The organism is Caballeronia temeraria, from assembly GCF_001544795.2.
GTDB classification, from domain to species: domain Bacteria; phylum Pseudomonadota; class Gammaproteobacteria; order Burkholderiales; family Burkholderiaceae; genus Caballeronia; species Caballeronia temeraria.
Genome location: NZ_FCOI02000002.1, coordinates 420710 through 432998 on the forward strand (window position 1 = coordinate 420710; position 12289 = coordinate 432998).

The following is a 12289-nucleotide window of genomic DNA, read 5'->3' on the forward strand; positions in this document are numbered from 1 at the left end:
ACAAAGCGGATTTGCCGTGGTATCTGTCGGAACATAGAATCGTAGCGCCTACATATGGGGCAACGACAACAAGACGAGGGACCAATGAAAAAGATCATTCTTTGTGCGGCAGCACTCATGCCGCTGCTTGCACATGCGCAATGGTACGGGTCGCAACAGCAGATCGGAAACAACAGCTACGGTAGCTACTCTGGCCCGAACGGATCGTCGATGAATTCGAGCTCGACGCAGATCGGGAATACGACGTACACGAACCAGAGCTACAGCGACGGTCAAGGTCACACGACGTACAGCAACACGTCGTCAACGCGCATCGGCAACACCGTCTACACCAACGGCTACTGAAGCACTTGTAGTCCTCGGCTTTGGCGTCCTTAGGGGCGCCATTTTTGTTTGGAGCGTTGGCGTACACTGTTAGCGGACTGCATCGTACAATCGTTTCCGGTCTGTACCTGACGAGGGCGAAACGATGCTAACGGGAATGGTGGCGCTGCTAACACTGCTTGTAGCAGCTTTCGGTGGATGGATCGCGTACCAGCAGATGCGGATCAACCGCACCAAGTTGAAGGTGGACCGTTTTGACAAGCGCTTCGAGGTGTACGAGACGACTATGGACTTCGTGAACGACGTGCTAGCAACGCAGGGTACGTCAGGCACCAATCTGGACGGCTTCTTGCAAGCCGTTAGAAAGTCGCAATTCTTACTAGGCGATGACATACACGAATACCTCCTTGAGATCGCCTCAACTGCTACTTCGATCGAGAAGTTCAGCAAAGAGATCAACGCGTCGAGCGCCGATGCATTTTTCGGGGTTAGTAAGATGCGTAAGGAGGACGCTTTGGAGAAGAGAGACAATGCCATTGATTGGCTAGGCGAACATCACGCCTACCATATCAGCGGTATGTTCCACCCCTACCTATCGGTAGAAGATATCAATGGCCTCCGACCGACGATCCTGAAAAACCCGCTAGCGCGAATACCGCTTGGAACTCATATGCGCAACTTTCGCAAACGTATTCTTGGTAAACGGTGAACGCACCAACACCGCAAGCACCCATAGAGACATTGCCGGAATCACAAGCAGGGCAGCGCACAAGTCCCTCATCAACCGTGCGCTGCTGCCATTCACCGCTACTAAGCATGGCTGCCTCCGATTGTGTCCACCTGTAACCACCAAATGATAAGTATAGAAGGTGTATTGGTTGGGAGGTAAGCATGAGCAACGTATCTATTGCTGATGTTGAACGTCGCCAAAGCCTGCTGGAGCTACGTGATGAGATCAAAGGTTTAAAAGAGATCATCATCGAGCTTAGTGAGGTGGTTGCCGTGCAAAGCGCACGTATCGAAGATATGTCCCGCGAGATTGCTGAACTGCGTACTTTCCGCAGTAACGCTGTCTATGTCGTGGTCATCGCATTGGGTACAGTTGCTTGGTATCTGTTCCAGAAGTTCATCATCAAGTAAGCACCAAGGCTCCCACAACGGGGGCCTTTTTCGTTAGGTGATTTGGCTAGCGCAAGGCTATATCCTCTGGCTCCTATAGCAAGGAGTCCATATGAAAGTAACCGCACAGCCCGTACCGATGGTCGAACGCATGACGTTCCTCCCCAAGGTCTTCGGCCTCAAGCTAATGATGAAAGCGGAAGCAATGCTCTACCACACGGCAGAAGAGCTTGCAGCAGACAGCTACAAGGGCGGGTACTGGGAGTACATGAAGCTCAGTACTAGGGGAGGCTACGCAGCACCAGTCAACCCCGCACGTATGCGGCTACAAGTAGCAGGCAACGGGTACGAAGGGGAAGTAAGCGCAGACGCAGCCGGCGTCATCATCACGCTGTTTGTACTCAGCAACTTGATGTTTGAGACGAGCGGGAAGGACGAAGCACTTACGCAGATGCTTATACGGAACTGGGAGCAGCTACGCGAGTATGCAGCAACGCACACGGAGGCACGAGAAATATACAGAGCCATCGACTAATGTCTTGATTTCAGTTGGCTCTTATGTAATCTCAAGACACAGATAAACGCAAGGGGTGACGAGATGCAAACAGCAACAAGCAATAACTGGTGGAGGGAAGCACTAGAAACAGCAGCGATATACGCGCTTGCTATCTATGTGTTCACCGGCTTCTGCGTGATCTACATGATCTTCACCGAACCAGTACGCAGCACTAGCGACTACTGGGTCATTGGTCTAGTTGGTGCTCCGGTAGGTCTCTACTTTGGTTGGATGGCGATCATCCGACCGTTGCTGATCGCGCTAGCTGCTGCGTTTGTCATATTCCTGCGCTGCTTGCCGCTGATCATTGCAGGCTTCCTGCTTGGTGTTGGCTACTTCCTAGCAATGCGCATCCTCTAAGTACCCCAGTAGTACTCTCGTTTGGCTCCCGCAATGGGAGCCTTTTTTTCATCTGTCGTTCTCGCTAGCTAAATAGAAATACTAAAAGCCACTTGACCTACCCGCGGGCGGTCATAGCGAGGACACTAGATGAGCAATACGAAAGCTCCCACAAACGCATTCACTCCGCAGAACCAACCCACACCGGGCAACACACGCGGCAAATCTGCAAAGACACGTTCCCTAGCAGCGCTTAAAGCGGTGACAGGCAAGAGCGAAGACGACCTCTACGAATACATCGTAGATCAGGCGTTCCACAACAGCGACAAGGACATGATGGAACTGTTCTTGAAGACTGCTGTACCCACTACACGCAGCAAACTCCCCAATACAACCTTCCAGTACGACAGAAGCCTGCCATACCACGAGAAGTGCGAGTTGATCATTGAAGCCGTCTCCAAAGGCGAACTAAGCCCGGACGAAGGCAGCGAGATTATCAATCAGATCAAGAGCACGGCAGCGGTGTACGAGCAATCCGAGCTAGTAGCACGCATCGAGCAGTTGGAAGCATACGCATTAGCGCGACAAACTAAGCCAGCAGGTGACAATGAATAAGGCGCTATTGAAGCGTCTTGAAGTCATTGAACAAACCCACAAAGATTTAGACGCAGTAGACAAACCACGCCTGTTTCGCATTGGCGTGTTCGAAGCATCCCGCAAGGGCAAGCTGAAATACGTAATCGACGCCTTCGGAAACAAGCTAGAAGGGATGGACTACGACGCCGGTATCACTATCACAGAGAACTTCATGCCTCTGTTTGATAAGAAATACCGTTTCGTATCCATGCGTGGTGGACGTGCAGGTATGAAGACAGACACAACAGGCTTGGTCCTGCTGCTTATGTCTTACTACACACCACTCCGTATTCTCTGCTTCCGGGAAGTGCAGAACAGTATCAAGCAGTCGGTATATGCCACGTTGAAGAAGATGATCGAGAAGCTTGGCTTAGAAAGCTTCTTCGAAGACTCAACCGAGAACGAGATCAGAGGCAAGAACGGCTCTATCTTCATGTTCAAGGGCTTGCGAGATCAAACAGTAGAAAACGTCAAGTCATTCTCAGACGTAGATGTATGTTGGGGCGAAGAAGCAAGGGCATTAACAGAACGAAGCCTGCAAGTGCTTATCCCTACGGTAGTCCGTAATGAAGGCGCACGCTTCTTCTTTACATGGAACCCACAACAGGACAGCGACGCAGTCTATCAACGCTACGTGCTCAACAAGAGCGACCGCGTATGCGATATCTGGGTGAATTTCCAGCACAACCCTTGGTTCATCGACGCAATTGATGAAGAACGCCAAGAGGATAAGAACCGCTTACCTGTCGAACAGTATGAGTGGATATGGGAAGGCAAGGTACTGCCAGCATTGGTTGGTTCCGTGTATTTCAACGAAGTATCACTAGCAGTCGAACAGAACCGCATCACACGCGTATCCGTTGACCCACTGAAAGCCGTGCATCAGGTATGGGACTTGGGTATGGCCGACAACACGGCAATTATCCTCGTCCAAACACACCTGAGTGAAGTCCGCATTGTTGGCTATATCGAGAACCGTGGCAAGAACATAGCTTGGTACAACGAGCAAATCAGAGAGTGGGGAAGACAGAACCACGTAACAAGCTGGGGTACTGCATATCTCCCACACGATGGCGCCCATAGAGATATGTCTGGCAACACGCCAGAGCATTACATGAAGGCGTTTGGTTGGAAGACAGCGATCATGCCACCAAGCAACCCAGACGTGGGTATTCGTGCAGCACGCATGATGTTCCCGAACGTATGGATTGACCGTGACTGCGGCAAGCTAATTGAGTGCTTGAAGCGATATCGATACAAAGAAAATCCGGACGGCAGTCTTAGCACTGTAGTCCACGACATATTCTCACACGGTGCAGATGCATTCAGATATCTGGCATTAGAACGAGAAAAACTGACCGACACACAAAAGCAAAAGTACACCGGTCAACCATTGCGCCGTAATCATACGGTCTTTAGATAATCAATAGGAATATAAATAATATGTCACCAGAAAATAATTCACCTACCAGTGAGCCAATTGGGAGCGCAACCCAAGAAAGCCAAGGCGGTAATGTTGGCGGTGCCCTTAGCGAGAATGACTTTATCCGCTATTTCAACGAGAAGCACGGTGCAGCTAAAACAGAAGCACCAGTAGAAAAGGCAACAGAGACGGCAGAAACAAATGCTGACCTAGATGCTGATATCGTTGACATTAGTGAAAGTGATGACGAAGCAACGGAAGCAGACACAGCAGAGCTTGACAGCGATTCTAACGATACCAACGAAAGCGAACCTGATGAAACCGACGTTGACCCAGAACTCACTATTCAGGTAGATGGAAAAGAAGAAAAAGTTAAGCAATCTGAGTTGATCAAACGAGCGCAAAAGGCGACCTCGGCTGATAAGAAGTTTCAAGCTGCTTCTGAAATGCGCAAAGAAGCGGAAGAGATCAAGTCCACTTACACAAGGGACCGAGATACATTGAAAAGCTTGGCAGCACAATATCAGAATTTTATTGAGCAAGCGTACAAGATAGAACCTCCAACGATGGAACTGCTTGACACTAATCCCGCTGAATACATTAGGCAGGAAAAGATGTTCCAAGCAAAACAGCAAGAGATCTATCAAGCTAAACTCCTTCAGGAACAGATTCGTTCACAAGAAGAAACTGAACGTAAGATGGCCTCTGAGAAACATCTCAAAGAACAACAACGTATTGTTTTCGAGAAGTTTCCACAGTGGAAGAATCCTGAGAAGGCACAACACGACGCAAAACGTATTGAATCATTCTTGGACGCAACAGGATTCAGTAAGGACGAACAAGCAGGGCTGAATGATGCCCGTATGCTTGAAGTCGTGCATAAGGCTGCTTTGTACGATGCAGCTATGAAAGCTAAAGACCAGAAGAAGGCAAAGCCTACAACTGGCAAAACTTTGACATCGGGCGTATCACAAGCTGCTGATCCTCTCTTCCAGAAGAGACAGGCGCAGACACAGAACGCACGTCAAACGAAGGCGCTTCAGGACAACTTTAAACGCGAACAATCAGAAGACGCGTTTATCGAAATGTTCAAGAACAAGATGCGCACTCGTTAAAACCATCAAGCCAATTATAAGGATAAGAAATGGCTAACAACATCGTCACATCATACGACGCAAAGATTCACAACCGTGAAGACTTGGGCGATACAATTTGGAACATCGCTCCACACGACACATTCCTCTTGGACAATGCCAAGAAGACTTCAGCAAGTAACAACTTGCATGAATGGCTGCACGACTCACTGCCAACACCATCACTGACTAACGCAGTCGTTGAAGGTACAGACGCAGTAACCCAAGCACAGACAGCAGTTTCACGTATCGGTAACTATACACAGAACCTGCAAAAAGTATTCGCAGTATCAGATGGTCAAAAGGCTTCCGACGAAGCTGGTCTGACAGAACTGGCACGTTTGACATACAACAACCAGAAGGCAATCAAGCTGGATGCAGAAGCTACATTGCTGGAACGTACATCAGGCGCAGTAGGCGACACAAGCACAGCACGCACAATGAAGGGCGTTGCAGGCTTTATCGTCACTAACGCACTGTGCGGTACAGGTGGTTCCGTTGTTGCAGGCTCAGGCGCATCAACATTCACAAACCCAACAGTGACAGCCGGTACAGCACGTCCACTGACAGAAGCATTGCTTACCCAAGGTATGCAACAGTCTTTCGTTAAGGGCGGCAAGGTCACTACATTGCTCGTCTCCCCACTGGGTAAGATGACAGTGTCAGGCTTCAACGCTCGCGTTGCTAAGATGCAAAACGTGGCTGATGACTCAAAGGTCTACCACACAGCTATCGACGTTTATGATTCAGACTTCGGTCCAATCAGCATCGTTCCAAGCATTGTTCTGGCACAAGTAAGCTCAACAAACGCATACGGTCTCGACCTGACAAAGTTTGCTGTTGCTGAAAAGCAGTCAATCGGCATGGAAAAGCTGGCACGTACTGGTACATACGACAAGTACATGATCAACTGGGAACTGACTCTTGAATCACGCGCTGAAGAAGCAAGCTTCGTCATTCGCGACCTGAGCGGTTATTAATCTCTAGTAGGTTAGTACTATCACAAAGGGGCTTCGGCCCCTTTCACCATTTCTAGCCAACTAAATAACGGGTAAACCTTATAGAAGGGAAGCTCGTAAATGGCGAAAAGAACAAAACAAAGCCCTCCGCAGATTATCGCAGAAGACACAGATCAAGAAGCCGTAAAGCAACAGCTAGAGAACCAACTTAGAACGCTGCTGCCCGGCGTATTGCCAGAACAGGATGACCAACAAGGCATCCACGCATCAGTAGACCTCACAAGCAAAAGCAAGCGTAAGACGGAAGAAGAAGTTCTTGCAGTCGTCAACCAGCTTGAAATGCGCGCGAAAGACCATGTCCGCAACAGGATCATGCACCGCGCAACAAAGACCCTTGAATACTTCTACGCACAGCCAGAAGGCGACTTCAGTGTAAGTGGTGAAGGCCGCTCAGACTTCGTTGATAGCTCAGTTGCGGACACAGTGCGCTGGATCGAAACTGGTTTGGTAGACGCGTTCTGCGGCACTAACGACATTGTTGACTTTGTAGCTCGCAATTCGGCATCAGACCGGGCTGCTGAGATGACTAAGGCAATGGTCAACTACGTATGGCAACAGAACGATGGTTACGAAGTAATGCGTGCATGGATCAATGACGCATTGCTCACACCCGGTGGCGTTATCAAGATCTTCTGGGAACCAGACGGCGAGACTAAGACTGAGTTGTATGAAGGCGTCTCAGACCTAGAGTATGCGGCAATCGCTCTCTCCGCAGAGATGGGTGAATGCATCATTGTTTCCCACGACACATACCCAAATCCACAGCTTGAACAGTTGACCATGTTGCAACATGGCTTGGCTCTAGCAGGTGCGAACGCTTCCGGTATTCAGTCAGCACCAGTAGCGCCACAAGTGCAGCAACAAGCGCAAGCTGGCGTCGATCCAATGCAGGTAGCGCAGCAGACACAGATTGATCCACAACTGCCTGCGATCACGCAAACACTGCATGACGTCAAGATTGCCATTCTGCCCGACCCAAAGCGAGGCAGCATCAAGATCATTAACGTGCCATTGGACGAGTTCTACGTCGATCCATCAGCACGTCGCATCAAAGACGCAAAGTATGCAGCGCACGTCTCTAAGAAGACCATCTCAGAGCTTCGTGCAATGGGCTTCGATGATGACAAGCTAGACGATCTAAACAGCACTGAAGACAACCCAGAGCTAACGGAACTGTATCTGGCACGTAACCGTATGGATCAAGCCAACGCATTCGACTTTGCTGTTGGTACTTACGACGAGTCATTGCGTGAAGTAGAAGTAGTAGAGGCTTATCTCTTGATGGACTATGACGGAGACGGCTTTGCAGAGTGGCGCAAGATTGTTAAGGCAGGCAACACAATCCTTCTTAACGAACCATGCGACGGTAATCCATTCTGCGTAATGGTCAGCGTGCCTATTAGCCACACACTGTTTGGCTTGTCAGTGGGTGAGTTGGCAATGAACGTGCAGAAGCAGAACACAAACTTGGTCCGCTCACTGATCGACAACGTCAGCTTTGGTGCTAACGCTGCTATCTGGTTTGACGAGAACAAAGTGGATATGACCTTTGTGCAAGACGTTGGCCCCGGTTCAATGGTGCCAGTAGACGGCGACGGTAACGAGTCAATTGGCGTGGTTCCAAGCAGCAGCGGTGACATTGCAGCAGTAGTGCAGTTGCTTGAGATGTTCGACACGATCAAGCAAGAACGTACAGGCGTCCAAAAGCTAACACGCGGTAACGATGCGGACGTTGTCAACGAGACTGCCACCGGCTACATGCAGATGACAGACCGTGCAGAGGAACGAGAGAAGCTAGTTGCTCGCCACTTTGCAGAGACAGGTGTTAAGCCTGCTGTGTTGCGTATCAAGCAGTTGCTTGCAGAGCATCCAGACCAAAAGCTGGAAATCCGCTTGAACGGTCAAACAATGGAAGCAGACCCACTCGACGCACGCGCAAACATCGACCTTATCCCTCAAGTTGGTTTGGGAACAGGCGACAAGGGCCGTACATTGGCTTCATTGCAGCAAGTTATGGCACTGCAGATGCAAGCCATGCAGATGCATACTGGAATGGTCGATTTGAACCTGATCTACAACACTGCTGAACGCATTGTTAAGGCTTTGGGTGTTTCCAACGTGGGCGAGTTCGTACACAAACCACCTTCACCAATGCCACAAGTACCACCTCCACACGTATCGCCAGATATGCAGATGCAGATGCAATTGGAGACCGTAAAGGCACAAGCTAACCAACAGCAACAAGAGCGTCAAGCTCAGTTGGATGCAATGCGTATTCAAGCGCAAGCAAAGACAGATAACGAGCAGCGTCACATGGACTTCCAGTACAAGATGCAATTGCTTGAGAAGCAGAAAGAGATTGAGCAGTTGAAGGCAATTCTGGCTATCTCTGCGCAACGTGAACAAGCAGCATTCCAAGCTGGTGTAAGCCCAGAAGCAGAGCAAGCAATGTTTAACGAGACATTCTCATCCACTGAAGAAGCGTACAAGTCTGCGCTTACTGGCATCAACATGCACATGAGTGGCGAGATGGACGATCTCATTAACACTATTGCGCAAGCTCCAGACCCAACAGAGCCAGATGTAGGCCCACAACAATAAGGAATAAGAATGTCAAATGTTAATTTTGCCCCTGACGGCATCCTAGACACAGCAATTTACACTGGCGAGGAAGCTCGCCAATTGCTTAACAACCCAACTCTGCTTAAGGCGCTTGACGAGATTGAGCAGACAGCAACAAACGAGATGGTTGAAGCTCTTAACCCAGATGTACGCGAACAGAAGTGGCATTTGACCCGCGCAGTACGTGAGTTGAAGAAGAAGTTGCTTGCTATTCAAAACGCAGGCACAGCAGCAGAAACAATCAAGAGCAAGCGAGCAAAGAATGGACAGAAGTAAAACTGATATTGCAGTCACTAAGGACGTATCAGGTTATACCCTGTTCGTAAAGCAAGAGACAGACGTTACCAAAGAGCTTGAGGAAGCAAAAGCTATCCGCGCAGAGATTGGTGGACAGAACACATACGGCAAAAGCCTGCGTCACCTTGCACATTTTCCTCCATCAGCGATTACGGCTTATCTGCACGCCTACAACGTCACAGTTGCAGAGTTTGAAGCGGACAAGCGTCTTCATGTTATGCGCATGATGGCAGACCCAAACCTGCAAGCCTTTGTGATCAACCCATACTTCACAAAGAAGTAAGCGTGGATAACAAGATGCAAGAGTACACGGAGATTAACGAGCACGTGATCGAGTTCGTTACTCCGGATGGTGTTCATGTATTGGCCGACACACGTATCTCGTTGGAAGGTATCAAAGCCTTACGCGCATCGCTGAAAGCCAAGCGCGAAAAGTACGGAAAAGCTATCAAAACAAAACAATAATAAGAAGGTGAGTAATGAGTTTCGACTTTGACTCCTACGACAATCTGCAAGCAGTAGTCGCCAAATTCCTGCAACGTAACAACTTGGGGGATGAGATTCCGCTGTTCATCAAAATGGCGGAAGACAAGCTTAAGAACGTGCTGCTGAAGTTTCCGCAGCAGTTCGCACAGCCATACTCAATCGTGCCATCCGCGGGAACAACATTCATCGCATTGCCATCAGACTGCTCGCTGATCTCTAAGCTTGAGTACAAGGGCAAGCAGATGAAGTTTATCCCGCCCGAGCAAGCAAGCAGCACAAGCAACACATTTGAGAGCGGCAACTATACACTGGTAGATAACGGCATTCTGTTGCAGACAGCAGTTGATGGACAAAGCACGCTGACTATCTACTATTACTCAAAGCTGCAAAACCTCAGCGACTTCAACGAGAGCAATTGGCTTCTCGAAGATTATCCAACGATCTACCTGTATGCAACGCTTATGGAAGCGGCTTTGTACATGATGGATGACGATGCAGCGCAGAAGTGGAATATGGCATTACAAGGTGCGGTTAGCGATGCAGTGACAAGCATTCACAAAGCACGCATTCCACGCGGTTCAATGCTGCGTCGTAGACTGGTGTAAGAGATATGGCAAAAGAACAACAATTAGACCCGCAAAAGCTGGTTGGTTTTGCTCCTGACCTAGACCCGGCTACACCCGGCATCTTCCGCACTTGCAACAACATCATTCCAACAGCACAAGGCTTCAAGTCCGCTGCTAGTCCCGTTAGCTCCAACATGGCTGCGCTTCCCGCTCCTGTAGTTGGTAGCGCACTGATCGCACGCTTGAACGGCACCGATCGCCAGTTTGCAGGCACAGCGTCAAAGCTCTACGAGAACCAGAACGGTACATGGGTGGACGTTAGCCGCTCTAGCAGCTACGCGCTCGGTTCCACAGCACAGTGGCGCTTTACTGCGTTCGGCAACATGTCTTTGGCTGTGAACGGAACAAACCTAATGCAAGCGGCGCTTGACGGCGCCTTTGCTGACATTGCGAACTCTCCAACAGGTCAGATCGTATTCGTTGCCAACTACCAAGTGTTCGTCTGCAATACAACCGCAGCACCGGGTGGACAATTCGGCCCGCACTACTGGCACTGCTCAGGCGTAGGCGACCATACGCAATGGGACTACACGAACCAGCAAACGCTTTGCGCCTACGCTCCTTTGGGCGACACGGCCGGCGGTATTACAGCAGGTACGGCATTAGGTCCAAACGCAATCCTGTTCAAGACTAACTCCATGTACGTTGGAACGCTGCAAGGCTATCCAACAGGTTGGGGCTTTGAAGCAATCAGCAAGCAAGTAGGCGCATTGTGTCAAGAAGCGGTAGTCAATACCGGTTCCGCATTGTTCTTTATTGGCTCTGACGACTTCTACGCATATCAGAACAATAGCCTGCCACAACCAATTGGCGGCAATGTGCGTCGTTGGTTCTTCAACACAATCAGTCCAGCGTACAAGAACAAAATCAGCAGCTATTACGATCAAGATCAGCAAGTTATCTATTGGGCGTTTGTATCTAACAACTCCGCAAATGGTGCTTTCGACTCCTGCATCACATATAACTGGAAGACGGGCACTTGGGGCGTAATGAACCTGAACATGCAAGGGTTCATGCAGATTCTGAACGGTCAGATCACGTTCAACAGTATCGGTAATCAGTGGGTTACATACGACGCGTTGCCAGCTATTAGCTATGACTCGTCATTCTGGATCAACTTCCGCATTACACCGGGTTACTTCGACAATACGAACACCCTGTATGCATTAGCTGGTGCCTCAAAGGGCGCGACCATCTCTACGAATACATTTGGCGATACGCGTTACTACTCCACGCTGAAGCAGTTCTTCCTAATGAGCAAGCAGCAACCCGCATCTGGCACGGCTGTATGGAAGGGCGTAACGGCAGCAGGTACAAGCGATCCGTCATCAATTGCGACCGCTAAGACTGGCGCATTTGTACCCGCAGACTCCCGTATCGACGTGGATCAAAACGCACGTTGGCACGGCTTAGACCTAACACTTACTGGCGACTTCGAGATCATGGAGTGGTTCGTAACGCTGTCAACAACAGGGAAGAACTAATGGCACGCATCGGAAAGATAGTTCTCCCTACGAAGACAACCAACGTAGACGGCGAGACAGTAACTTACGCAGATACGGGACAGCTTGAAAACATCTTGAACAAGATCGTTGCGCAGCTTGATTCATTGTCAGGTGGTCAGATGGCAGCAAAGTACTCCGCTGCTTCTGCTCCACCAACTGGCACTGGTAAGACAATCACGACCAATCCAACGGGTCAGGTGTTTG

15 protein-coding genes are annotated in these 12289 nt (G+C 49.7%); all 15 read left to right on the plus strand.

All coding sequences use genetic code 11. The features are described 5' to 3' along the window. The first annotated feature begins 84 nt into the window (after positions 1-84). The gene (locus tag AWB76_RS04505; RefSeq protein ID WP_157696056.1) at positions 85-345 is read left to right on the plus strand and encodes a hypothetical protein; all 261 of its coding nucleotides are present in this window, start codon (positions 85-87) and stop codon (positions 343-345) included. A gap of 124 nt (positions 346-469) precedes the next feature. Further along, positions 470-1033, plus strand: coding sequence for a hypothetical protein (locus AWB76_RS04510; RefSeq protein ID WP_061158903.1), 564 nt, complete (start codon positions 470-472; stop codon positions 1031-1033). Between the two features lie 182 nt (positions 1034-1215). After that, positions 1216-1464 (plus strand): hypothetical protein, encoded by a 249-nt coding sequence (locus AWB76_RS04515; protein ID WP_061158904.1) that lies wholly within the window; start codon positions 1216-1218, stop codon positions 1462-1464. Positions 1465-1555: 91 nt separating this feature from the next. After that, entirely contained in the window at positions 1556-1978 is a 423-nt protein-coding gene (locus AWB76_RS04520; protein WP_061158905.1) for an antirestriction protein, read from the plus strand. Between the two features lie 63 nt (positions 1979-2041). Next, a complete protein-coding gene (locus tag AWB76_RS04525; protein WP_061158906.1) occupies positions 2042-2359 on the plus strand; it encodes a hypothetical protein in 318 nt (105 codons plus the stop codon). A gap of 129 nt (positions 2360-2488) precedes the next feature. Next, positions 2489-2953 carry a hypothetical protein gene (locus tag AWB76_RS04530; RefSeq protein WP_157696057.1) on the plus strand — a complete coding sequence of 155 codons (465 nt, stop codon included), beginning with the start codon at positions 2489-2491 and terminating at the stop codon, positions 2951-2953. After that, the gene (locus AWB76_RS04535; RefSeq protein WP_061158908.1) at positions 2946-4397 is read left to right on the plus strand and encodes a PBSX family phage terminase large subunit; all 1452 of its coding nucleotides are present in this window, start codon (positions 2946-2948) and stop codon (positions 4395-4397) included. The genes AWB76_RS04530 and AWB76_RS04535 overlap by 8 nt, the downstream gene beginning before the upstream one ends. Before the next feature lie 20 nt (positions 4398-4417). Then, positions 4418-5512 carry a hypothetical protein gene (locus tag AWB76_RS40685; RefSeq protein WP_157696058.1) on the plus strand — a complete coding sequence of 365 codons (1095 nt, stop codon included), beginning with the start codon at positions 4418-4420 and terminating at the stop codon, positions 5510-5512. Between the two features lie 29 nt (positions 5513-5541). Then, entirely contained in the window at positions 5542-6510 is a 969-nt protein-coding gene (locus AWB76_RS40690; protein ID WP_157696059.1) for an SU10 major capsid protein, read from the plus strand. A 99-nt stretch (positions 6511-6609) separates the two neighbouring features. Beyond that, the gene (locus AWB76_RS04550; RefSeq protein WP_061158911.1) at positions 6610-9150 is read left to right on the plus strand and encodes a portal protein; all 2541 of its coding nucleotides are present in this window, start codon (positions 6610-6612) and stop codon (positions 9148-9150) included. A gap of 9 nt (positions 9151-9159) precedes the next feature. Next, a complete protein-coding gene (locus tag AWB76_RS40695; protein ID WP_157696060.1) occupies positions 9160-9447 on the plus strand; it encodes a hypothetical protein in 288 nt (95 codons plus the stop codon). After that, positions 9434-9751: a hypothetical protein gene (locus AWB76_RS04555; RefSeq protein ID WP_061158912.1), complete on the plus strand. Its 318-nt coding sequence runs from the start codon at positions 9434-9436 to the stop codon at positions 9749-9751. Before AWB76_RS40695 ends, AWB76_RS04555 begins: the two co-directional genes overlap by 14 nt. A gap of 2 nt (positions 9752-9753) precedes the next feature. Next, positions 9754-9933, plus strand: a complete 180-nt coding sequence (locus AWB76_RS04560; RefSeq protein ID WP_061158913.1) for a hypothetical protein — start codon at positions 9754-9756, stop codon at positions 9931-9933. A gap of 14 nt (positions 9934-9947) precedes the next feature. Then, on the plus strand, positions 9948-10559 hold the full coding sequence (locus AWB76_RS04565) for a phage adaptor protein (RefSeq protein WP_061158914.1): 612 nt from the start codon (positions 9948-9950) through the stop codon (positions 10557-10559). Between the two features lie 5 nt (positions 10560-10564). Beyond that, a complete protein-coding gene (locus AWB76_RS04570) occupies positions 10565-12064 on the plus strand; it encodes a hypothetical protein (RefSeq protein ID WP_157696061.1) in 1500 nt (499 codons plus the stop codon). The last annotated feature ends 225 nt before the right edge of the window (positions 12065-12289 follow it).

Excerpts from the sequence above, each read along its gene's own strand:
- AWB76_RS04505 (WP_157696056.1), top strand. The coding sequence starts at position 85 with ATGAAAAAGATCATTCTTTGTGCGGCAGCACTCATGCCGCTGCTTGCA.
- AWB76_RS04510 (WP_061158903.1), top strand. The coding sequence starts at position 470 with ATGCTAACGGGAATGGTGGCGCTGCTAACACTGCTTGTAGCAGCTTTC.
- AWB76_RS04515 (WP_061158904.1), top strand. The coding sequence starts at position 1,216 with ATGAGCAACGTATCTATTGCTGATGTTGAACGTCGCCAAAGCCTGCTG.
- AWB76_RS04520 (WP_061158905.1), top strand. The coding sequence starts at position 1,556 with ATGAAAGTAACCGCACAGCCCGTACCGATGGTCGAACGCATGACGTTC.
- AWB76_RS04525 (WP_061158906.1), top strand. The coding sequence starts at position 2,042 with ATGCAAACAGCAACAAGCAATAACTGGTGGAGGGAAGCACTAGAAACA.
- AWB76_RS04530 (WP_157696057.1), top strand. The coding sequence starts at position 2,489 with ATGAGCAATACGAAAGCTCCCACAAACGCATTCACTCCGCAGAACCAA.
- AWB76_RS04535 (WP_061158908.1), top strand. The coding sequence starts at position 2,946 with ATGAATAAGGCGCTATTGAAGCGTCTTGAAGTCATTGAACAAACCCAC.
- AWB76_RS40685 (WP_157696058.1), top strand. The coding sequence starts at position 4,418 with ATGTCACCAGAAAATAATTCACCTACCAGTGAGCCAATTGGGAGCGCA.
- AWB76_RS40690 (WP_157696059.1), top strand. The coding sequence starts at position 5,542 with ATGGCTAACAACATCGTCACATCATACGACGCAAAGATTCACAACCGT.
- AWB76_RS04550 (WP_061158911.1), top strand. The coding sequence starts at position 6,610 with ATGGCGAAAAGAACAAAACAAAGCCCTCCGCAGATTATCGCAGAAGAC.
- AWB76_RS40695 (WP_157696060.1), top strand. The coding sequence starts at position 9,160 with ATGTCAAATGTTAATTTTGCCCCTGACGGCATCCTAGACACAGCAATT.
- AWB76_RS04555 (WP_061158912.1), top strand. The coding sequence starts at position 9,434 with ATGGACAGAAGTAAAACTGATATTGCAGTCACTAAGGACGTATCAGGT.
- AWB76_RS04565 (WP_061158914.1), top strand. The coding sequence starts at position 9,948 with ATGAGTTTCGACTTTGACTCCTACGACAATCTGCAAGCAGTAGTCGCC.
- AWB76_RS04570 (WP_157696061.1), top strand. The coding sequence starts at position 10,565 with ATGGCAAAAGAACAACAATTAGACCCGCAAAAGCTGGTTGGTTTTGCT.